16 protein-coding genes are annotated in these 22,332 nt (G+C 46.1%); 9 read left to right on the forward strand and 7 right to left on the reverse strand.

Features of this window, described 5'->3' with window-relative positions:
- The first annotated feature begins 92 nt into the window (after window positions 1–92).
- Window positions 93–5,186: a hypothetical protein gene (locus H8K55_RS17515; RefSeq protein ID WP_186943356.1), complete on the forward strand. Its 5,094-nt coding sequence runs from the start codon at window positions 93–95 to the stop codon at window positions 5,184–5,186.
- A gap of 47 nt (window positions 5,187–5,233) precedes the next feature.
- Here the strand turns inward: H8K55_RS17515 and H8K55_RS17520 are convergent, their stop codons facing one another.
- Together H8K55_RS17520 and H8K55_RS17525 are read right to left on the reverse strand one after the other, a co-directional pair.
- A complete protein-coding gene (locus tag H8K55_RS17520) occupies window positions 5,234–5,920 on the reverse strand; it encodes a retropepsin-like aspartic protease family protein (protein ID WP_186943357.1) in 687 nt (228 codons plus the stop codon).
- A gap of 128 nt (window positions 5,921–6,048) precedes the next feature.
- Window positions 6,049–6,540: a YajQ family cyclic di-GMP-binding protein gene (locus tag H8K55_RS17525; RefSeq protein ID WP_186889407.1), complete on the reverse strand. Its 492-nt coding sequence runs from the start codon at window positions 6,538–6,540 to the stop codon at window positions 6,049–6,051.
- 195 nt (window positions 6,541–6,735) lie between these two features.
- Between H8K55_RS17525 and murB the strand changes: the two genes are divergently transcribed.
- The 3 genes from murB (at window position 6,736) to H8K55_RS17540 (ending at window position 12,565) form a co-directional block, all read left to right on the forward strand.
- Window positions 6,736–7,776, forward strand: a complete 1,041-nt coding sequence (gene murB / locus H8K55_RS17530) for a UDP-N-acetylmuramate dehydrogenase (protein ID WP_186943358.1) — start codon at window positions 6,736–6,738, stop codon at window positions 7,774–7,776.
- Window positions 7,777–7,876: 100 nt separating this feature from the next.
- Window positions 7,877–11,878, forward strand: coding sequence for a Pls/PosA family non-ribosomal peptide synthetase (locus H8K55_RS17535; RefSeq protein WP_186943359.1), 4,002 nt, complete (start codon window positions 7,877–7,879; stop codon window positions 11,876–11,878).
- Between the two features lie 33 nt (window positions 11,879–11,911).
- Window positions 11,912–12,565, forward strand: a complete 654-nt coding sequence (locus tag H8K55_RS17540) for a 4'-phosphopantetheinyl transferase superfamily protein (protein ID WP_186943360.1) — start codon at window positions 11,912–11,914, stop codon at window positions 12,563–12,565.
- Here H8K55_RS17540 and ppnP read toward each other — a convergent pair.
- From ppnP to H8K55_RS17565, 5 genes are all read right to left on the reverse strand, one after another.
- Window positions 12,507–12,824, reverse strand: a complete 318-nt coding sequence (gene ppnP / locus H8K55_RS17545) for a pyrimidine/purine nucleoside phosphorylase (protein ID WP_186943361.1) — start codon at window positions 12,822–12,824, stop codon at window positions 12,507–12,509. The genes H8K55_RS17540 and ppnP overlap by 59 nt on opposite strands.
- Window positions 12,825–12,963: 139 nt before the next feature.
- Complete coding sequence (locus tag H8K55_RS17550; RefSeq protein ID WP_186943362.1) at window positions 12,964–14,193, reverse strand: argininosuccinate synthase; 1,230 nt, start codon at window positions 14,191–14,193, stop codon at window positions 12,964–12,966.
- A gap of 254 nt (window positions 14,194–14,447) precedes the next feature.
- Window positions 14,448–15,365, reverse strand: coding sequence for an ornithine carbamoyltransferase (gene argF, locus H8K55_RS17555; RefSeq protein WP_186943363.1), 918 nt, complete (start codon window positions 15,363–15,365; stop codon window positions 14,448–14,450).
- A gap of 26 nt (window positions 15,366–15,391) precedes the next feature.
- Window positions 15,392–16,609, reverse strand: coding sequence for an acetylornithine transaminase (locus H8K55_RS17560; RefSeq protein WP_186943364.1), 1,218 nt, complete (start codon window positions 16,607–16,609; stop codon window positions 15,392–15,394).
- Between the two features lie 411 nt (window positions 16,610–17,020).
- Window positions 17,021–18,049 (reverse strand): CDP-6-deoxy-delta-3,4-glucoseen reductase, encoded by a 1,029-nt coding sequence (locus tag H8K55_RS17565; RefSeq protein ID WP_186943365.1) that lies wholly within the window; start codon window positions 18,047–18,049, stop codon window positions 17,021–17,023.
- A 41-nt stretch (window positions 18,050–18,090) separates the two neighbouring features.
- On the opposite strand from H8K55_RS17565, the gene H8K55_RS17570 reads away from it, so the two are divergent.
- The 5 genes from H8K55_RS17570 to H8K55_RS17590 all read left to right on the forward strand — a co-directional run bounded on the left by H8K55_RS17570 (window position 18,091) and on the right by H8K55_RS17590 (window position 22,332).
- Window positions 18,091–19,017: an SDR family oxidoreductase gene (locus H8K55_RS17570; protein WP_186943366.1), complete on the forward strand. Its 927-nt coding sequence runs from the start codon at window positions 18,091–18,093 to the stop codon at window positions 19,015–19,017.
- 72 nt (window positions 19,018–19,089) lie between these two features.
- Window positions 19,090–19,950, forward strand: a complete 861-nt coding sequence (locus H8K55_RS17575) for a 3',5'-nucleoside bisphosphate phosphatase (RefSeq protein ID WP_186943367.1) — start codon at window positions 19,090–19,092, stop codon at window positions 19,948–19,950.
- A 101-nt stretch (window positions 19,951–20,051) separates the two neighbouring features.
- Window positions 20,052–20,927 carry a protease HtpX gene (gene htpX, locus H8K55_RS17580; RefSeq protein WP_186943368.1) on the forward strand — a complete coding sequence of 292 codons (876 nt, stop codon included), beginning with the start codon at window positions 20,052–20,054 and terminating at the stop codon, window positions 20,925–20,927.
- A gap of 66 nt (window positions 20,928–20,993) precedes the next feature.
- Window positions 20,994–21,617 carry an L-threonylcarbamoyladenylate synthase gene (locus H8K55_RS17585; RefSeq protein ID WP_186943369.1) on the forward strand — a complete coding sequence of 208 codons (624 nt, stop codon included), beginning with the start codon at window positions 20,994–20,996 and terminating at the stop codon, window positions 21,615–21,617.
- A gap of 55 nt (window positions 21,618–21,672) precedes the next feature.
- A complete protein-coding gene (locus H8K55_RS17590) occupies window positions 21,673–22,332 on the forward strand; it encodes a site-2 protease family protein (RefSeq protein ID WP_186943370.1) in 660 nt (219 codons plus the stop codon).

The following is a 22,332-nucleotide window of genomic DNA, read 5'->3' on the forward strand; positions in this document are numbered from 1 at the left end:
TCGTTGATAATTCAAGCTACATAAATCTCAATGTAAAGCGCATAGCGGGTTTCACATTGAGGATTTGGAACTACTCAACCATGAGGTGTGCAATGAATGACAATCAAATGATACTTAACCGACTCTCAATGGGCGCAATGGCGATTGACGACCATCACAATGAGGCGTTCGATTTGGTCAATGATGACAGTCTTGCCTCGCACGCACGGATAGATATTAAGGGAATCCGTGCAGCCATCGCCAAAGTTGAAGCTGCCGAGGCGCAGATAGCACAGATAGAAGATACAAACAGACCCGCAACGACGATAGCGGATTCTGTTGAGGACTTAGCCCCGACGGAAATTCAAGAAATAGCCAGTGCAGAAGAGCACAATTTACTCAAGCAAGAAGCCAAGTTTCAAGCTGGATTGCGTTTCAAGAACGAACAAAATGCAAAAGATTTAGTGATAGAACAAATCAAAATTGACACTCAGCTTAATTTCAAAGCGAAAGTGGATGCAGAACAACTCGCGGTTGAAGCAGAAAATGCCAAACAATGGGCTGCGGAACGTGCCGCTGCATCTTATGCCGCCAAACAGGAAGCTATAGAACGTGCCAGAGTCGATGCACGCATTGCCGAACAAGCCAGAGAACGTGAACGTCAAGACCGCGAAGCCCGTTTGAATGCCGAACGTCTGGCAAAGGTGCGTAATGAATCGCAACAAATCAATCGTGAACGCGATCAAGCAGAAGCAATCGCCCTCGAAGTGTCTTTAAGCCGTACTCCACTAGAAATCAGAGCGCGCGAAGAAGCACGTGGACGCGCCGTTTTAGAGCGCGAATATGAAGCGATCGCTCAAGCACGCGTTGATTCCGAAAAGCGTGCTGCCGATGCGATTCAACTTCGCTTACAAGCCGAAGAAGCCTTGTTAGCCGCAGCAAACCGTCGTGAACAAGCTGAAAAAATTGCAGCAGAAGCAGCGTTGGCACGCAGTGAAGCCGAAGAAAAAATTCGCTATGCGACCGAATCACGGATAGAAGCAGAAAAGGAATTGCAATCAAAAGCCTTAATGCGGGTTGAAACAGAACAATATGCAGATGCCAATGCACGAGCCCGTTTAGAGGCGGAAGAACAAGCTAACGAAGAGGCAAAACGTCGCCGCCAAACGGAGTTAGAAGCCGCACAAATGGCAAGACAACGTCGCGAAGAAGAAGAACGCGCTGAAAAATACGCGAAAGAAAAAGCCACATTGGAACGTGAAGCAGTTCAACTCGCCAAAGAAAAAGCGGATGCAGAGCAGAAAGCACTCGCTGCCATTGCGATGCAAACCGAATATCTCAAACGTGCTAATCAAGCAGCGAACTCTAAGGCGAAAAGCGTCATTGAATTAGCTAAAGCAGAAAAATTGCGCGCAGAAGCAGAACAGCGCGCTGCCAATGCGATTCAAGCTAAAGTCTTAGTCGAGAAAAAAGTCACAGAAGAAGCGGAGACTATCGCGAAGGTAGAAGAAACGCAGGTCGAAGTTTTGAATATGAAGCATCAAGCGCAACAGGCAATCCGTATTGCGCAAGAAACAAAGGTAGTCGCCGAAAAAATTGCGCTGGAAAATACAGTCGAAAATGTGAAATTGGGCCAGCAATTAGCGATGATTGCGATTCAAAAAAATCAAGATACGCAAGCTCTACTGGAAACACAGCAAGCACGCGTTGATGCTGAAGGTAGAGCACTTGAATTGATTCAAGAAAAGTTAATGCTTGAAAAGCGTCGTGCAGAATCTGCAGAAAAACTCTTATTGGCGTCGCAAGAAAAACTCGCCAGCGAGAAAGATGCAGAACAAGCTGCCGTGGCAAGATTAAAAGCCGAAGAGGAAGCCATTGCATTAGCTGCGCAAAAAGAAGAGTTAGAGCGCCAACAGCAACAAGCTTTAGAAGCAAGTACTGAAGCTGAACGTCAAGCCATCGAGCAGGCGCAAGTACAAGCAGAATTGCAATGCAAGGCCGCAGCCTTGACACTATTGAAAGCGCGTCAAGTCGTCGAAATGACTAAGGCGGAACAATTGCGTTTAGAAGCAGAACGCAATGCAGCCTTAGCGAATCAAGAAAAATTAGAAGCAGAACGTCAAGCCGCAGAGCAAGTGTTAGCGCGCGCAAAAGCAGACCGTGAGCACGCGCAGATGCTGTTCGCTCGTCAAGAAAAAGAAAAAGAATCGAAGCTCGCCCGCCAGCAATTGCTGCAAGCCGAGCAACTACGCCTGCAGAAAATGACTGAGCACGCCGAATTACAAAGGCAAACTGCGACAGTTGCTAAATCCAAAGCGACTGAGGCGGTCGAATTGACTAAATTGATGCGTCAACGCGAGCAAGAAGAATTGCGTAAATTGGCGTTGATCGAAGAGAAAAAAGCTGTAGAGAAAAAAATGATCGCAGAGATCGCGGCGAAATCTGAAGCAGAACAAAATGAAGTTCGCTTAAATCAAGAGCGTTTAGAATCTGAACAAAAAATGCGTCAGCTCGCTGAAGAAAAGGCAGTCGCTGAGCAAGCATTGATCGCACAAAATCAAGCAAAAATTCAACTCGAACAACAGATAAAAGAGGCGACAGAATTGCGTGCTAAACGCGCATACGAGTTGACAGAAATTGAAAAAACAAAATTACAAGCGCAACATACAGCCTTAAAATCCCTGGAAGAAATCACTGCTTTAGAACTGCAACAAAAAGAAGCCGCTCAACAAGAAGCGCAATTAAAACAGCAACGCCTGGAACAAGAGCGTTTGAGCGCCGCAGATACAGAAGAAAAACTGGCATTAGAAAAACAAAATTCAATCTTAGTTGAAGAGCGTGCGCGGATCGAATCAGAAGCGAAGCGCCTGGAGCAAGAGAAACTACAAGAAGAACAAGAGTTGCACGCCAAAGCAAAAGCCTATGCCGACTTGCAGGATCATGCACGCCAAGTGCTCATTCAAAAGAAACAGCGCATCGCAGAGTTAGAAAAAGTAGCACAAGATCGCTGTGCTGCCGATCAAGCATTGTTGTCAACAACCAATGAGAAAATCAGTTTAGAACAAACAACACTGCAAACCTTGTGCGAACAACAAAGCCTTGAACAACAAGCTTTGCGTAATGCCACGATCAACGAGGAAAAAACACAACAGGCAAAACGAGATGCAGAATTTGCTTTAAGTAAAGAGTTGGCATTGCATGAAGCACTCGCTGCCAATGCCGACGCACAACATCTTTTCGCAAGCTTCATGCAAGAGCGTGTAGAGCAAGAATTGAACTTGCATCGATTGCACGAAGAACGCATAGAAAAAGAAAAAGAAGCTTTGAGCGCATTAGCCTTTTCTCAAACCGCAGAAAAAAATGCGCTAGACGAGGCAACAAAGTTAATCGCGACCGAAGAAGAAAAAATGCACCTGGCAATCCAACGCCAAAAATTAGATGAACAAGCCCGCATTGAACTTGAAAAACTTAATCTTGAAGAAGCGAGCTATTTGACCTTGGCTGAAAAAGAAGCCTGTGCACGTCAGCAAGCCAGTGCGTCTTTGGAGCAAAAAAATCAATCCTTGATCAACTCAATTGCGGTCGCAGAGGAATCCTCTCGCGTCGAAGCCCAACTCAACGCCGCCATACAACAAAAAATCGAAGACGAACAACGTGCCATGTTCGCCTTAAACGAGAGATTGCGTATTGAATCGATGTTGGCGGAAACTGAACGCCAACGTGCAGAAGATGAAGTGTTGGCAGCTGAGATCACGCAAGCCAAATTTGCCACAGAAAACGCATTATTGGCCAGTTCACGCGAACATACAGCGGCTCAAAAGACGGCACTCAGCTTGGTTGAGGCTAGATTAGCCCAGTCACAAGAACTGCAACAATATGAAGAACAAAGAATCGCCTTTGAAACGCAGGAGTTGCAGTTGCTGCAGCAAAAAGCGATCGCCGAAAAATATCTCGCCGATGAGACGCAAAAACGCATAGTCGCAGAGCAAGCCTATTTGCAAGAATGCGAAAGTCGCGTGATGGCCGAACAAGAAGCGAGAATTGCAATTCAAAATCGTTTTGCTGCCGAAAATGAAGCCAGAGTACTGGCTGAACAGCAAACACAATTGGAATATGAATTAACCGCAACTGCACAGACCCTTGCCAACCAACTGTTGAGCCTGCAACAGGAACAAATGACCCGTTTGGAATTGGAAACTGCCGCAACGACTAAGGCACAAGAACAATTATTGGTAGAGCAAGAATTGGCCGCCTTACATCAATCCACTTTGTTAGATATTGAAATGAAGTTGGAAGCCGAGACTTTAATTTTGGCCGAATCTAAACGCCGTGCTGATTTAGAACATCAGGCTTTGGTGCAGGCGCAAGAGCGTTTGGCCGCAGAACGTCAGGCGGCAACGATTGAACAACAAAAATTTGAAACAGAATTAGCGTTGACGCTAGCGATTAGTGCAAAAGCAGAACAAGATGATTTGCAGTCCAATGCAAATCAACAAAACCGTATTCAGCAAGAGCAATTGGCAGATATGGAAAGCGACAATGTGGAAGTAGAAAAGCATATCGCTGCATTGTTAGCTGAACAAATCGTGGAAGCGCAACATGTACGTCAAATGAATGCAGAGCGTTTGGAGCGTGAACAGCAAGCTCAAAAATTAATGCAAGAGCGTTTGCAACAAGAACAAAATGCCTTGGCTGTGGCAAATGCAAAGTGCGCAGAAGAACAAGCCTTGCTAGAAAAATCAGCAGCACTCACGGCAAAATTGCAACACGAAGTAGAAATGCACAAAGAGATTCAAAAGGAAAATTCTATCGCCTTACAACAGCAAATAGAAGCTGAAAAACGCGCCGCTGAAGAGTTGACTAAACAATTATTAGATCGTCTAACGCTAGAGCAGGGCAGTCATCAACAATGGTGCAATCGTGCAAAAGAAGTGCTGCAAGCATCACCCGTACCTGTTCCTTTGAAAGCTTTAACAATTTTAAAGAAAAACCGTTCATTACGCTCACCAGTTTTGTTTAGCGTACTAATGAGTATTGGCATGGTTGGTGCAGCAAGTTGGGGTATGTTGCAAGCACAAGCAAGCAATATTGCGAGCACTGGTTTAGTTGCACAAAAATCGACTCCACAAAAAGTCGCATCAGTCCAGCAAGTGAACAGTGTTCAAAACAATATGCGTATGACTTATCAGTTGGGGAACAAGAACTAGTGCGTTCTGTGAGATTGCTCGAGATTAACGTTATTTATTTGTGTGATTTACAATTTTTTCGTAAGAATCATTTGCTGTCCTTCTCGTACCATACTTACTCGTTTAAGAAATGACATTCCAAGTAAGCAGATGCCGAGATCATTTTCTTGGACTGAGGCATCGACTTGAAATAATTCTATGTCGCCGATTTTGATGGAATCGAGTCTGACCAAATAGGTTGGAACAATTCCATTAGCGGTACTGGTTCGAGAAGGTGTTCCTTTTTTGTAATCAATTCCCAAGCGTCGGGCATCGTTGGCCGACATCGATACAAAACTCGCACCTGTATCAACCAGCATACGAATATTACTACCGCCGTTGATTTTTCCTTCTGTGAAAAAATGCCCGTTTTCGCTAGCTTGTAAAGTGACGCTGCTATTCTTATTAGGTTCACTGCGGAGCACCGCATGTCCCAAAAACACCGTTTGCTTTTTCCCATCTACTTCAATGGTAGCGCTATTGCTATTCGTTGAAATTAGCTTACTGGTCGCGGTGATCATGCTTCCTACCGCATACATCTTGGGTAGCTTGTCGTCGACGACCAGCATGGCTTTGCCGTTGCTTAATGCGACCAAACTAAATTCACTCGCCTGAGCACCTTCTGATGATAGCAAATTGCCGAAAGACGCAAGACTGAACAGCAATACAGATCGAATAGTAGTTGCCGACAAAGTGTTGAATATTTTATCGTTCATTATTCAGATCCGTAAGCTGAAATCCATGAGATGCAACGTCTATAGGAAAACCAAGTTGTCGCGTGTGCTAAAGCTACCATCCACTAAGTTTTCCATATACCGTTCACTAAGATACGTGCTCGATTGGATTAATCGCGGAAATTATTAAATTCCAGTGGCAAGTCTTTAATCTCTTTGCGCAACATTGCCATCGCAGCTTGTAAATCGTCACGCTTAGCACCAGTAACGCGAACTGCGTCGCCTTGTATGCTCGCTTGAACTTTCATTTTGCTGTCTTTAATGACTTTGACGATCTTCTTTGCATCTTCAGTTTGTATGCCGTTTTTGACCTTGATCACTTTCTTTACTTTGTCACCGCCGATCTTTTGTACATCGCCGATGTCAAGAAAACGTACATCAACGCCGCGTTTCCCCATGGTTTGTGTGACTTCGATCATGATTTGATCAAGGTGAAAGTCGGAGTCGCCAAAAATCGTAATTTCGCGCTCTTTGTCTTTCAATTCAACTTTGGCACTGGTACCTTTTAAATCAAAGCGATTCGTCACAACCTTATTGGTTTGTGTGATCGCGTTTTTGACCTCTTCCATATTGGCTTCAGAGACAGTATCAAATGATGGCATGGGTTTTCCTAACTGATTAATTGAAGATTTTGAATATTGCTCGCACCAGATGTGCACTGGCGCGAAGGAAATAAGGTGAAACGATCCATTTTCCTTACAGTGACGCTATTTTAACAAAAACTAACACTGACTTTACAGGCAATTTGCGCTGAAACTAAAGGGAATTCGCTTATTCCCGACTATAATCTTGTCTCTATGAAACCTGAATTTACACTACAGCAAGATGTCTCACTGCATAGCTTAAATAGCTTTGGAATTAACGCTCGCGCGCATCGGTTTGTGCGTATTGAAAACCTCGCACAATTGCAAGCTTTGCGCACGCAAATTCTTGCAGATACGTTGCTCGGTAGCTTGCCGCGTTTTGTGCTCGGCGGCGGGAGCAATGTTATTTTGTCCGATCGCTTGCCACATCTAGTGATTCAAATGGCAATCATGGGGCGCGAAATGGTCTGTGAGACGGATGAAAATTATATTATTCGCTCCGGCGCCGGTGAAAATTGGCATGCCTTTGTGCTTTGGACATTAACGCAAGGCTATGGCGGCCTAGAAAATCTCTCTTTAATTCCCGGAACAGTTGGCGCTTCACCGATACAAAACATCGGTGCCTACGGCCTCGAGATGCAAGACTATTTTTATAGCCTGACTGCTTTTGATTTTGTAAGCGGTGAACTAAAGACGTTTCTAAAGCAAGATTGCGCTTTCGGTTATCGCGATAGTATTTTCAAAAGCGGCGAGCAAGATCGTTATGTGATCATCGACGTGAGTTTTGCTTTGCCTAAACAATGGCAGCCGCGTTTGAGTTATGGCGATGTAGCGAAATTTTTGCACGATCGTGATATCGCAACACCAGCGCCGATCGATGTCAGCAATGCGATTATCGCCATACGTCAGAGCAAATTGCCAGATCCAGCGGTGATCGGGAACGCCGGAAGTTTTTTTAAAAACCCTATCGTGCCTGCCGAACTACGAAATCAACTCTTGCAGCAATATCCTGATTGCGTCAGTTATCCGCAAACCAATGGCGACTTCAAATTGGCGGCAGGTTGGTTGATCGATCAATGTGGTTGGAAAGGTCATTCTGGCGAGACCGTTGGCGTTTACGAAAAACAGGCTTTGGTACTGATCAATCTTGGCGGCGCAACTGGTGCTGCGGTCAGAGCTTTGGCGCAAGAAATTCAAGCAGACGTATTCAAAAAATTTAGTGTTAATCTCGAAGTTGAGCCTGTGTTTGTGTAGACATTTGGTTCCATTTAAATTGCGCTCAATATAGAAATAAAATTCGACGTCAAAATGTAGAAAACGATGTGGATTCATCCCATCCAAGAAAAAAGAAACAATGAAATCTGATGCCAATATTTTGTACGGACAAGTACAGCCAGAATTAATTAAAGCGGAATGTTTAGCCGATCTGCTCGAAGCCACCATCCTAGCGTCTCCAGAAAAAATCGCGCTGTCCAGCGACAGCGAGCAAATCACTTATGCTGATCTTGGTGCGCGTGCCGATTTGGTAGCGAGTCACTTGATCAATGCAGGAATCAAACCAGGAGATATTCTGGGCTTATGGCTGCCGCGTGGAGTCGAACTGTTAGTGATGCAAGCGGGCATTGCCAAATCAGGTGCGGCCTGGTTGCCATTTGATGCGGAAGTGCCAGTCGATCGCATAGCGGTTTGTTTGGAAGACGCACAAGCGGTTGGCTTGATCACAGTCGAAGAATTCTTGCCGCAGCTTGAACAATTAACTCAGCCGATTTTTACTTCTGCAAGTCTATCTAGTGCTTTAGTGGGTGGGTTACAGAGACGTAGTGCCGTCAATGTAAATGATCCTGCCTATGTTATTTATACATCTGGTTCAACTGGTAAGCCAAAAGGCATCGTCATTAATCAAGGCAGTATTTGCCATTTTTTACGCAGTGAAAATAGCGTCTTAGGAATTACAGGTAATGATCGCGTTTACCAGGGTTTTTCAGTGGCATTCGATATGTCATTTGAAGAAATCTGGATTAGTTACTTAGTCGGCGCAACTTTATGGATAGCGCCAAAAGAAGTTGCACTCGATCCTGATGCCTTGCCACGTGCGCTAATCGCCAATCAAATTACAGTGTTACATGCAGTGCCTACGCTGCTGGCCTTGTTCAGCATTGACGTGCCTTGCCTGCGTTTGATTAATCTCGGTGGTGAGATGTGTCCGGCTAGTCTGGTGGATCGATGGGCGGTCAATGGTCGTCAAATGTTTAATACCTATGGCCCGACTGAAGCAACGGTGTCTGCCAGTTTGGCACCATTGCATGCAGGTGAGCCAGTGACGATAGGTATTCCATTGCCGAATTATGGTTTGTTGGTGATTGATCCTGAAGTTGATAAGGGCTTGCGTTTATTAGCACGTGGTGAGACAGGTGAGCTTTGTATTTTTGGACCGGGTGTTTCGGCGGGCTACCTTGGACGACCTGATTTGACCGCAGAAAAATTCTTGGCCAATCCTTGGGCAAATGATCCTATTAACGGCAAAATTTATCGCACTGGTGATTTGGCCAAAATCGGCGAAGATGGCACGGTGCAATGTCTGGGACGTGCTGATGATCAAGTAAAGATACGCGGTTTTCGAGTCGAGTTGGGCGAAATCGAAGCGGTGTTAGCACAGCAAAATGGTGTGGGTACGGTCGCAGTGATTTTGCGTTCAGAGCAGGGTATCGATCAATTGATTGCCTTCATCGTTCGTGAAATTGGTGCTGATCTGGAAGCGGTCAACGGCAGCAACTTGCGTCAAGCATTGGCGCAAAGTTTGCCAGCCTACATGGTGCCAACCCGCTATGAATTTTTAGAAGAAATGCCACGCCTAAGTTCAGGCAAAATTGATCGTAAGACTTTGAAAGCACAGGAGCTAGCGGTACAGGCGTCATCGTCGGAAAGTGATTTGCCAGAAACCGAAGCGGAGTCTTGCTTGTTTGAGGCTATGACGCGCTTATTCCCTGGTCAGGCAATTCGTCGTGACGCTGATTTTTTTACTGATCTCGGCGGACACTCATTAATGGCGGCACGCTTAGTGTCATCCTTGCGCTTGGATGCCCGCTTTGCCTACTTTAAAATCAGTGATATCTACCAACAACGCAGATTGGGGCAAATCGCCACCGTGATGCAAGAAGGTTTGATTAAAGCAACGGACCAAACTCAAGCCGCCGAATCATGGGAGCCACCATCGTCGGTCAAACGTTGGGTATGTGGCCTTGCGCAAGCGACGATGATACCGTGTCTGGTTGCCTTCCGTATGCTGCAATGGTTGACGCCATTTTTTGCCTATCACTTCTTTACTGGTGACAGCGAAGATTCGATTCCACGTGCGGTAGCGCTTTCACTCGGATGTTTTTTGTTGGTGACTGTTGCCGAATTCTTTCTGGCGATTGGCGCGAAGTGGTTGATACTCGGGCGCTTAACGCCGGGCAAATATCCTTTGTGGGGAATGACTTATTTCCGTTGGTGGCTAGTTGACAGAGTGATTGAAGCTGCGCCTGCGTATATGCTCAGCGGTTCATCGATTTACACCTGGTGGTTAAGAGCATTGGGTGCAAAAATTGGTGATGAGGTATTGATTGGTTCTATCACTTTACGTGCCGCTGATCTATTGAAAATTGAAGATGGCGTCAGCATAGGTAATGCCTGTAATTTTGAAAACGCGCGCGTCGAAAAAGGCTACTTACATTTAGGCCGAATTGATATCGGTGCAAATGCCTACGTTGGTTCGTATGCTGTCGTTGAGGGCGGTACTTGTATCGAGCAGCAGGCACATCTGGCCGGGCAATCTTGTTTGGTGGATGGGCAAAAGATCCCAGAAAATCGCATGTGGGAAGGCTCTCCAGCGCGTGATGTCGGCATGTTTGATCCTCAAGCTTTACCGCCGCGCCCAGTGGTCAGTCGCCTGCGCCAAACCGGTGAAGCAATGTTTTTTATCTTGGGCAGCTTGAGTATTTCTGCCTTGTTTTTCCTGCCTGTTTTCCCGACGTTTATTCTGATTGATTGGTTAGATACTTTGGAGTTGTTACCGAGTACGCAGAATGCAGACGTGGCTTTGCAGTTAAGCGAATATTTCGTTTTTGCATTTCCGGCAACCGCAGTGTTGATCGTTTGTACGGCGATCTTGTCGGCAGGAATACGTTGGGGATTGCTACCGAAAATGGTACCAGGACGTTATGCCGTCCACAGTAACGTGTACTGTGGAAAATGGCTTGTGAATCAAATTCAGGAATCAAGTCTGAATGTCTTGCACGGCGTCTACGCAACGATTTATTCGCCATTTTGGTACCGCATGTTGGGTGCGAAAGTCGGTAAGGGGGCAGAAGTTTCTACTGCCCTTGGCGTGGTGCCAGATATGCTCACTTTGGGTGACGAATGCTTTATCGCCGATGCAGTCATGCTAGGAGATGAAGAGATAGATCAAGGCTGGATGTCGGTGCAAGCGACTGAAGTGTCACGCCGTAGTTTTGTTGGCAATGGTGCGTATATTCCTGATGGAACTGTGATCCCGGAAAACGTCTTGATTGGCGTCCATACAAGTGCGCCAGCGAATGGCGCAATGCGTAGCGGCAATACGTGGATAGGTTCACCAGCCATGAATTTACCAGCGCGTGAAGAAGTCAAAGGCTTTGCCGAAAACCTGACCTTTAAGCCGTCCTTATGGCGACGCATCGCGCGCGGCCTAATCGAAGCATTCCGCATCATCGCACCACATGCATTGGTGATCGCGATTGGTTATACGATTGTGCTGGATCTGATGCCGCTAGCGGCAGAAGAACGTTGGTTAGAAGTTCTGTACTACCTGGTCATTTCTGGCTTGTCGTATGGCGCAGGTTGCTTCGTATTTATCTTCTTGGCGAAATGGATTTTGATTGGTCGTTACAAGAAAAGCAGTCATCCTATGTGGACTTGGTTTGTCTGGTCATCAGAAGCGATTACCAATCTTTACGAAGGTATCGCTGTTCCAAACTTTATGCGCTATCTGAAAGGTACGCCTTGGTTACCTCTGGCCTTCAATTTGTTAGGTGCCAAAATCGGTAAGGGTGTGTATTTGGATACCACCGACATCACCGAATTCGATTGCGTGACTATAGGTGCGTATAGCGAAATCAATGCGGCGGCGTGTCCGCAAACGCATTTGTTTGAAGATCGCGTCATGAAAGTTGATCACGTGCTGATCGGTGAACGTGTGTACCTCGGTCCGCGCAGCTTTGTTCTCTATAGCGCAGTGGTTGGTGACGATGCCAAACTAGGCGCATTAACGTTGGTAATGAAGGGGGAATTTATTCCGGCGAACTCGAGTTGGCGCGGTTGTCCGGCCTCAGTTGCTTGACCAATTGCCTAAGCTTTCAGAAAAGCCTGCACCATGTTGATTTATCGCTTACCTGATCAATTGGCGCTGGCCTGCGAGCAACTGCAACAAAATGGTCTGACTGTAATTAGTGTCGACATTGCGCAGAACAGTGCGCGTGATGATGCTCGCTTACAAATCCGGCAGGCGGTGAGTGCAGTGTTTGCGACTGCATTGAATATTAACAAGGACAATATTCGCATTCACGCAGAAAAAGGGCAGGCACCGTATGCCGAAATTGGTGTTGGTGATCAGCGTCGCTATTATTCTTTATCGATTGCGCATGAGGATAAATATGCGATGGCAGCGATTGGTGGCATATTGGGCGCAAGTCGTATAGGGCTTGATCTCGTGAAAGTTGCCAGTCCCTTTGAATGGATAGATACGGCAAATCTCTATCTTGGAAATGTCACTTCTAAAAGCATCTTGGCAAAACCCAGTGAGCAGCAATTTGACCACTTCTTGCAAGCCTGGGCTAGTCATGAAGCACGTCTAAAATGTCTTGGACTAGGTTTGCAAGAGTGGAGCGAGAAACTGGAGCAGCGATTGTACTCAGTTCGCAGTGAAGTCGGCTATGTAAGTTGGGATACAACTTACATAGCGGCACTTGCTAGGCTACAAAGTGACAAACATAATCCAGCAATTCTGAAGTCTCAATTTCAAAACTAGAATTTGCTGGCACATGAAATTCTTTTCCTGCACCATAGCTCTGCCATTCGCTATTTCCTGCTAAACGAATGCGGCATAGACCCGCATTGATTTCCATAATTTCTGCTGCAGCGGTATTGAAAACGAGAGATGATGGAAAAATCACGCCTATCGTTTTCTTGCTGCCGTCAGCAAATAAAACAGTGTGAGAAATACATTTGCCATCGAAATAAACGTTAGCTTTTTTGATGACGCTGACTTGATCGAATTGTGTGCTCATGATGACATAATTAGGTGGAGGAGTAGGGAGGGTGTAACCCGCGCCGACAAAACGTGGTGCGCGCGAAATCGACCTATGAACCGCGCGAGTTGCACCCGCCCTACAATTTTTAGAACTGCTTTTGCAATGGATTTATTAATTAACCGCGCTTCAATTTTGCATTCGCTGCGATGCGCATACGCAAGGCATTGAGCTTAATGAAGCCACCTGCATCAGCTTGATTGTAAGCGCCGCCATCTTCATCGAATGTCGCAATATTCATGTCGAATAAAGAGTCTGTTTTTGAATCACGCGATACGGTAATCACATTGCCTTTGTACAGCTTGACGCGTACCCAGCCATTTACATTTTGCTGCGTGTGATCGATCAAAGTTTGCAATGCCAAACGCTCTGGTGACCACCAGTAGCCGTTGTAAATCAAGCTGGCGTAACGTGGCATCAAGTCATCTTTCAAATGCGCGACTTCACGATCTAAGGTGATGGATTCGATCGCACGATGTGCGCGCAACATGATGGTGCCGCCAGGTGTTTCGTAGCAGCCACGTGACTTCATACCAACAAAACGATTTTCAACCAGATCCAAACGACCGATACCGTGCTTGCCACCGAGGCGGTTCAATTCAGTCAGCACCGTTGCTGGTGACATGCGCACGCCGTTCAATGCTACGATATCGCCTTTTTCGTATTCGATATCGAGGTATTCAGCTTGATCCGGTGCCGCTTCTGGGCTGACGGTCCAACGCCACATCGATTCTTCTGCTTCAGCACTTGGGTTTTCCAAATGACGACCTTCAAAACTGATGTGCAGCAAGTTGGCATCCATGGAGTAGGGCGCGCCACCATTTTTGTGTTTTTGATCGATTTCTATGCCAGCATCTTCGGCATATTTCATCAATTTTTCACGCGACAATAAATCCCATTCACGCCATGGCGCGATCACTTTGACATTAGGCATCAGAGCGTAAGCACCGAGTTCGAAACGAACCTGATCATTGCCCTTACCGGTCGCGCCGTGAGATATCGTATCAGCGCCAGTTTGACGTGCGATTTCGATCAAACGTTTGGCGATCAATGGACGTGCAATTGAAGTGCCCAATAAGTATTCACCTTCATACACAGTGTTTGCACGGAACATAGGGAAAACGAAATCACGCACAAATTCTTCGCGTACGTCGTCGATGAAAATGTTCTCAGGCTTAATACCAAATTTCAAAGCTTTGGCACGTGCTGGTTCAAGCTCTTCACCCTGACCTAAATCGGCAGTGAAGGTGACGATCTCGCACTTATAGTTGTCTTGCAACCACTTCAAAATCACGGAAGTATCCAGACCACCGGAATACGCTAAAACTACTTTTTTGACGTCGCTCATAATGTGCTTTCTATTTGCTAAAAGTATGTAAAACGAAAATTTCTATTTTGGGTATTTAAGTTAAATAATCGCAACTATTCAGTCACTACAAAAAAGTTTAAAACCTCTCAACGTCGAGACGCAGAGGCGCGGAGATACGAGGAGAAAATCAGTAAAATCTTCGCTTTTCTCTGCGCCCCTCGGCGCCTCTGCGTCTCGGCGTTGAGGGGTTTGGTTTTTTACTCTTATCAATGAAATTGAATAGTCACAAATATTCAATTATTGACTTTGCCGATGACTAAATATTCAAGCAAAGCTTTTTGTACGTGCAAGCGATTCTCAGCTTCATCCCAGACCACAGATTGCGGTCCGTCAATCACGCCAGCGGAAACTTCTTCACCACGATGCGCTGGCAAACAGTGCATAAAAATCGCCTCAGGATTGGCGCGAGCCATTTTTGCTTCATCCACAATCCAGCCATCAAAGGCTTTGAGACGGGCTTGATTTTCAGCCTCGTAACCCATGCTGGTCCAGACATCGGTATTGACTGCATCAACGCCAACGCAGGCATCGGATGGATTATCGAACACCGTGTAGTGTTCAGCTTCCACCGTCACACAAGCAGGATCAATGTCATAACCTTTAGGTGTAGAAATATGCAGATGGAAACCAAAAACTTTCGCCGCCTGCATCCATGAATACAGCATATTGTTGGCATCGCCTATCCACGCCACTTTTTTGCCCGCGATAGAACCGCGATGTTCAATGAAAGTGAACACATCGGCAAATACTTGGCATGGGTGATGCTGATTGGTTAAACCATTGATGACAGGCACACGGGAATTCGCGGCAAATTTTTCTATCATCTCTTGTTCAAAAGTACGGATCATGATGACGTCACACATGCGTGACATAACTTGACCCGCGTCTTCGACAGGCTCGCCACGACCGAGTTGGCTGTCACGGGTATTCAAATAAATCGCCGCACCACCGAGTTGGTGCATGCCCGCTTCAAAACTCAAACGCGTACGGGTGGAATTTTTTTCAAATACCATGACCAGCGTTCTGTCTAAGAGTGGATGATAAGGTTCGTATTTCTTAAAACGATCTTTAATGATACGAGCTCTCTGCATCAGATAATCGTATTCATCGAGAGTCAGGTCGGAGACCTGTAAATAATGTTTGATAGCCATTTTAAATTTTTACTGAGATTGTCGTTTTATGATGCCGTCGATGCTGCTGCTTTTTCGTCTATCACCTGTTGGATGACTTTGCTCAACATAGAAATCATGGTGTCGATTTCTTCGTAGCTGACGTTCAGTGCTGGCATAAAACGGAGTAAATTAGGGCGCGGAGAATTAATCAATAAGCCAATCGGTTCCATATCACGTGCGACTTCAACTAAACGTGGACCAATGTCGCTGCCTAATTTCAGCGCACGTAATAGGCCTTCGCCGCGTTCGCCTTCCATGCCGAATTGTTCGGAAAGTTTATTGAGCGCTTGACTTAAGTAGGCTGACTTGGCTTTCACTTCATCGAGAAAGCCCGGTGCGGTTAAGGCCTTTAATACAGCGAGACCGACCGCCGTCATTAGTGGAGCACCGTTGTATGTGCCACCTTGATCACCTGGAACAAAGCACGAGACTTCTTCTTTCGCTAGCAAAGCAGCGAGTGGAACACCACCGCCTATGCCTTTGCCCAAAGTCATGATGTCTGGTTCGATACCAGAAAGCTGATAGCCGAACAATTCACCGGTACGTCCCATGCCAGTTTGGACTTCATCGACGATTAATAAAATATTGTGTTGCTTAGTGAGCGCACGCAAAGCTTGCATGAATTCGCGACTTGCAGGAATCACGCCGCCTTCACCTTGAACAGGCTCCAGCATTACCGCCACTGTTTTATCGTTGATGAGTTTTTCAACGGAGGCGATATCGTTTAAATCTGCTTTAGGAAAACCTGTTACCTGAGGTGCGAAAATGGTATCCCAGCCCGGTTTGCCGGATGCGGACATGGTCGCTAAGGTACGGCCATGAAATCCGTGATCGAAAGTAATGATTTCAAACGCGCCATTTTTATTTTTTTGACCCCATTTGCGCGCTAATTTAATCGCACCTTCATTTGCTTCGGCACCGCTGTTAGCAAAAAACACGCGATCAAAGCATGAGTGCTGTGTGAGTTGGTTGGCCAGCTTGATCATGTTTTCATTGTAGAAAGCAGGAGAAGGATTTAGTAATTTGCCTGCCTGCGCGACGATCGCATCTTCTATACATTTTGGTGAATGACCAAGGCAATTGACTGCCCAGCCCTGTAAATAATCGAGGTAGCGTTTGCCATTATGGTCAGTCATCCACATGCCTCGGCCCTCGGTAAACACCAACTCAGGACGTGGTGTGATGTACATCAGGGCGTCGACGTTGTACTGACTAAATTCCATTTCAAAACTCCTTAAAGATAAATACAAAGTAGGGTAGAAGATGTTACCGCAGAACTGACATTCATAGAACTTACGCAAAACAGTCCCAGCGTTGTTGTCGCCGCCTCGCCGTGCTCAAGCACTGTCTTCGTCGGCACGCCTAGCTGGGACAATTTTGCATAAGTCCTAATTCAAACATGCGCAAAAAAAAACCACAGGGGTTGAGCCTGTGGTTTTATCGTGACCTTGCTTTTCTTACGCGCAAGACTTCCCAGGCTCGGTGTGCGAACTGCGACGTCGAGCGATATTTGGGGAAGACATGTCAGTAAAATTTTTCATGGGCGTAGTGTAACGGTTTTTTTGCGGTTTTGCGCACTGCAATACTGAAATAAATCAAAAAAAATGAAAAATAATTTCATCAATTTAAATAAATTAGTTTTTTGTTAAATCTGCTTCTGAGGTGAAAGCGTCTGCATAAAACTCATCCGCAGGCAATTGCGACTTCGCTACAAAGTCGCGTTTTGCTGACTCCACCACGATAGGTGCGCCGCAAGCATAGACTTGATACGTCGATAAATCAGCGTAATCATCGACCACAGCTTGATGTACAAAGCCAGTACGACCGTTCCAATTATCTTCATTTTTTGCATCGGAAATCACGGGCGTATATTGGAAATCCTCAAGCTTACTTGCCCAATCTTCGCACAGTGACTGCATATAGAGATCTTGCGGACGACGACCACCCCAATATAAATGAATTGAGCGCTTAGAGTCGATGTGGATTAAGTGTTCAACGATCGCTTTGATTGGGGCGAAGCCCGTGCCTGATGCCAATAAAATCACTGGTTTGTCGGATTCTTCACGTAGATAAAAACTGCCTTGCGGTCCTTCAAAACGCATAATGTCGCGCTCTTTGACTGTAGAAAACACTTGATCGGTGAAGTAACCGCCTGGCATGTGGCGCACATGCAAGCTTAGAGGGCCGTCGATATGCGGCGCATTCGCCAAACTATAACTACGACGTTTCCCATCTTTTAATAGGAATTCTATGTACTGCCCAGCGCGATAATTGAGTTTTTCATTGGCTGGCAATTGCAACTCAATCAGCATGACGTCATCGGATAATTTTTCCAATTTGGCGATGCGGCTTGGGAGTTTTTTGATGGGATAGTCGTCGTCCGCCAACATTTCGCGGGCTTCGATGCTGAGATCTGATTGAGGTTTCGCACAGCAGAATAATGCGCCGCCTTGTGCTTCTTCTTCGTCACTTAGCGCTTTTTGTTGATGATTGCCATGTACCACTTGTCCGCTGCTGACCTTACCTTTACATGACCCGCACGCACCATTTTTACAGCCGTATGGCAAAATGAGTCCTGCACGTAGGGCAGCCGCCAATACGGTTTCATCGCTATCGCAATTAAATTGCCGACCACTTGGTGAGATTGTTACTTGAAACGTCATACGATTCCTGAATTTAAAAAACTTAAATAAAATAAAAACCTATGCAGCAACGCATTTCTGAACTAGTCCGTAGCCCCCAATTTGCAAAACCCCGCTGTTTGATTATTGGCTGCGGCGATGTTGGCATGCGCTTGTTGCCGCATCTGGTCGATCGTTTTCGGATGTTTGCGGTGACCAGTCAGGGAGCTGCTTCAGAGCGTTTTGCGCAATTGCGTGCGGCGGGCGCTGTTCCTGTATTTGCCGACTTGGATCAGCCGGATACTTTGAGGCGATTGGCTGGACTTGCAAACTTTATTGTGCACCTGGCACCGCCGCGTAGTGATGGTGAAAATGATGTCAGAACACGGCATTTGGCCGCCATTTTACCTGAGAAGGCGCATCTTGTTTATATCAGTACCACGGGGGTGTACGGAGATTGCAGTGGCGCGCAGTTTGACGAAACGCATTCTTTGAACCCGAATAATGCGAGAGCCAAGCGTCGGGTGTCGGCTGAAGCTATCTTGCGTGCATGGGCAAAGCGACGGGGTGGTCAGTTGTCCATTTTGCGCGTGCCAGGGATTTATGCGGCGGATCGTTTACCGATTGAACGCTTACGTAAAGCAACGCCGGCCTTGATTGAGGCTGATGATGTGTACACCAACCATATCCATGCAGAAGATCTTGCTAACCTGATCAAGTTGGCAATGTTTCGGGCGCGGCCAAATCGTGTTTATCATGCAGTGGATGATAGCGATTTGAAAATGGCCGACTATTTTGATCAAGTTGCCGACCATTTTCAATTACCGCGTGCACCACGCTTGCCGAGGCTTGAATTGGAAAAGCAAGTGTCTCCTACGCTGTTGTCGTTTATGTCAGAGTCTCGCCGTTTGCGCAATCAAAGGATCAAAGCGGAATTGGGTGCGCGCTTGATGTTTCCTACGGTGGCGGATGCCTTAAAGCGGATGTCCAATAAGTCTTGTACCACTTAATTGCCGCAATGCGGCAAAGCCCGCTTTGCAGGAGTACAATGTCCATTCTTCTCTATTGAATTTGGCCTTATCATGTCCTCCCTTGTTTTTAGCCCTGAGCTTAATGTCGATTTGCATTGTCACTCCACCGTTTCTGATGGTGTCCTAGTTCCGGCGGCAGTCGCGCAGCGTGCGCATGCACAGGGTGTTGATGTTTGGGCACTAACAGATCATGACGAAGTCAGTGGTATCGTCGCTGCACGTGAAGCCGCGACCGATTTGGGCATGGATTACGTGACAGGTTTAGAGATTTCCGTTACCTGGGCAAATAAAACTATCCATATTGTTGGCTTGAATATCGATGAAACTAATCCTGATTTAATGGCAGGATTAGTCAAAACCCGCTCAGGTCGTCAACGTCGAGCAGAAGATATGGCGGCCGATTTGGCGCGCGTTGGTATCCCAAATTGTTATGCCGGTGCTTTGAAATATGTCGGTAATCCTGATCTGATTTCTCGTTCGCATTTTGCCCGTTACTTAGTTGAAATCGGTGTGTGTGAAGATGTTTCCGCGGTATTTAAAAAGTATTTGGCGGATGGTAAACCGGGCTTTGTTCCGCATCGCTGGGCTACATTGACGGAGGCAGTTGGCTGGATACGTGGTGCTGGCGGTGTAGCTGTTGTGGCGCATCCGGGGCGTTACGATTTAACGCCATTGGCTTTTGACGCTTTTTTTAATCAGTTTAAAAATCTCGGTGGCAAGGCGATTGAAGTCGTGACTGGCAGTCATACTGTGGATCAATACGATGAATACGCTAAAATCGCCAATCACTACGGATTTATGGCTTCACGAGGTTCGGATTTTCATGCGCCGGACGAGAATTTACCCGATTTAGGGCAGCTTCCTGTGCTGGCGAAAGACTTAACGCCTGTCTGGCGTAGTTGGATGAAGTGATCCTACTTAGATTGGCGGCACTTGAAATCACACTAAACATCAGCATATTGCACTATGCTTAGTCCACAATAGTCTGTTGTTTAGATTTTGGAGAATTGAATATGAAACGTATCGTCTTATTTTTAGCTACCAATATTGCCGTCATGTTAGTCATGACCGTGATTTTGTCGTTGTTGGGTGTGAATAATTATCTGAGCGCTAAAGGTTTGAATCTGGGGGCGTTGGCGGTATTTTCGCTAATCGTCGGTTTTACTGGTTCTATCTTTTCTTTGCTGATCAGTAAGCCGATGGCGAAATGGTCAACAGGCGCGCGCATGATCGATAATCCTTCTTCGTCCACGGAGTTTTGGTTAGTCAGCACCGTAAAAACTTTATCTGAGCGTGCAGGTATCGCGATGCCGGAAGTTGCGGTGTATAACGGTGAGCCAAATGCTTTCGCTACTGGTGCATTTAAGAACTCTGCTTTGGTTGCAGTTTCGACTGGTCTGTTGGAAAGCATGACGAAGGAAGAAGTAGAAGCGGTATTGGGACATGAAGTTGCCCACATCGCGAATGGCGATATGGTCACCATGACTCTGATTCAAGGCGTGGTAAATACTTTCGTGGTGTTTTTGTCGCGTATCGCCGCTTATGCGGTTGATAGCTTCTTATCGAAAGATGACGAAAACCATACGCCCGGTTTAGGTTTTTATATCGCCTCATTTGTGTTTCAAATTTTGTTTGGTATTGGTGCATCCTTGATCGTTGCGTGGTTCTCTCGTCAGCGTGAATTCCGGGCTGATGCGGGTGCGGCAAAATTGTTGGGAGATCGTCAGCCTATGATCAACGCGCTTGCGCGTTTGGGTGGCATGGCGCCGGGCGAGTTGCCACAATCGATGGCAGCGGTTGGTATCAGTGATAAACCAGGTTGGGCGGAATTGTTTTCGACTCATCCACCGATGGCGCAACGTATCGCAGCGCTCCAACAACTAAGATAAACTAAGAAATTAGTAAGATAATCAACGGAGGCTTAGCCTCCGTTGTCATATTCACAGAATTTATTTATGAGCCAATTTTTTCAAATTCATCCCGACAATCCACAGCTACGTTTGATCAAACAAGCAGTACAAATTATTGATCAAGGTGGCATCGTCGCTTTGCCTACCGATTCTTGTTACGCTCTGGTCTGTCATCTTGATGATAAAGACGCCGTGATGCGTTTGCGCCGAATTCGTGGCGTCGATGAAAAACATCATTTGACTTTGTTATGTCGAGATTTGTCGGAAATCGCGCAATATGCCAAGGTTGATAATCGCCAGTTCCGTATGCTGAAAGCCGCAACGCCGGGGGCTTATACCTTTATTCTGGAGGCGACCAAAGAAGTACCGCGTCGCTTAAGTCATCCTTCACGTAAAACAATAGGTTTACGTGTACCAGAAAATCAAATTACCCACGCTTTGCTAGAAGAACTAAAGCAGCCTTTGCTGGGAACCACTTTGATTTTGCCGGATGAAGATGAACCATTAACCGATCCTGAATTAGTTCGTGCACGTTTGGAAAAACAAATTGATTTGGTGATTGATGGTGGCGCATGCAGTTTGATTCCAACCACTGTGATTGATATGACACAGGAAATGCCGGAGTTGATTCGTCAGGGGCGTGGCGATGCGGCATTGTTCGGTTTGTAATTTGTTGGAAGTAGTGCTTTGGCGCAAAAATCAAAATTAAGGATCGATTGAATTTATGGATGCACTGATACAAACCATCGCGGTTTATGCGATACCGGTGATATTGGCGATTACTTTGCACGAAGCAGCGCATGCGTATGCGGCGAAATTTTTCGGAGATACGACTGCTTATAGTCAAGGCCGCATGAGCTTGAATCCTGTTGTGCATATTGATTTATTTGGTACGATTATTATTCCTGTCGTGCTGTACATAGCAACTGACGGACAGTTTTTGTTCGGCTACGCGAAACCAGTACCAGTCAATTTTGGTGCTTTGCGCAAACCTAAACGCGATATGGCTTGGGTGTCTTTAGCCGGACCTGGCGCAAATTTTCTTATGGCATTTTTGTGGATGATTTTGGCGATTTTGTTGGTGGTATTTAAAGTCGAACACGAATTTTTTTATCGCATGGCGCAAGCAGGTTTACTGACCAATTTGGTAATGTTCGCATTTAATCTGTTTCCAATTCCACCTTTAGACGGTGGACGTATCTTGACGAGCTTGCTGCCACATCGTCAGGCATATCAATTTGCCAAAATCGAGCCCTATGGTTTCTTCATCGTCATGGCTTTGGTTTATTTTAAAATTTTGCAGTTTTGGATGTATCCATTGATGAATATCGCGCAGTCAATTTTGCAATTTGTATTGACGCCGTTCACTATGCTATTAAAGTGA

The organism is Affinundibacterium flavidum, from assembly GCF_014284175.1.
GTDB classification, from domain to species: Bacteria; Pseudomonadota; Gammaproteobacteria; order Burkholderiales; family Burkholderiaceae_D; genus Undibacterium; species Undibacterium flavidum.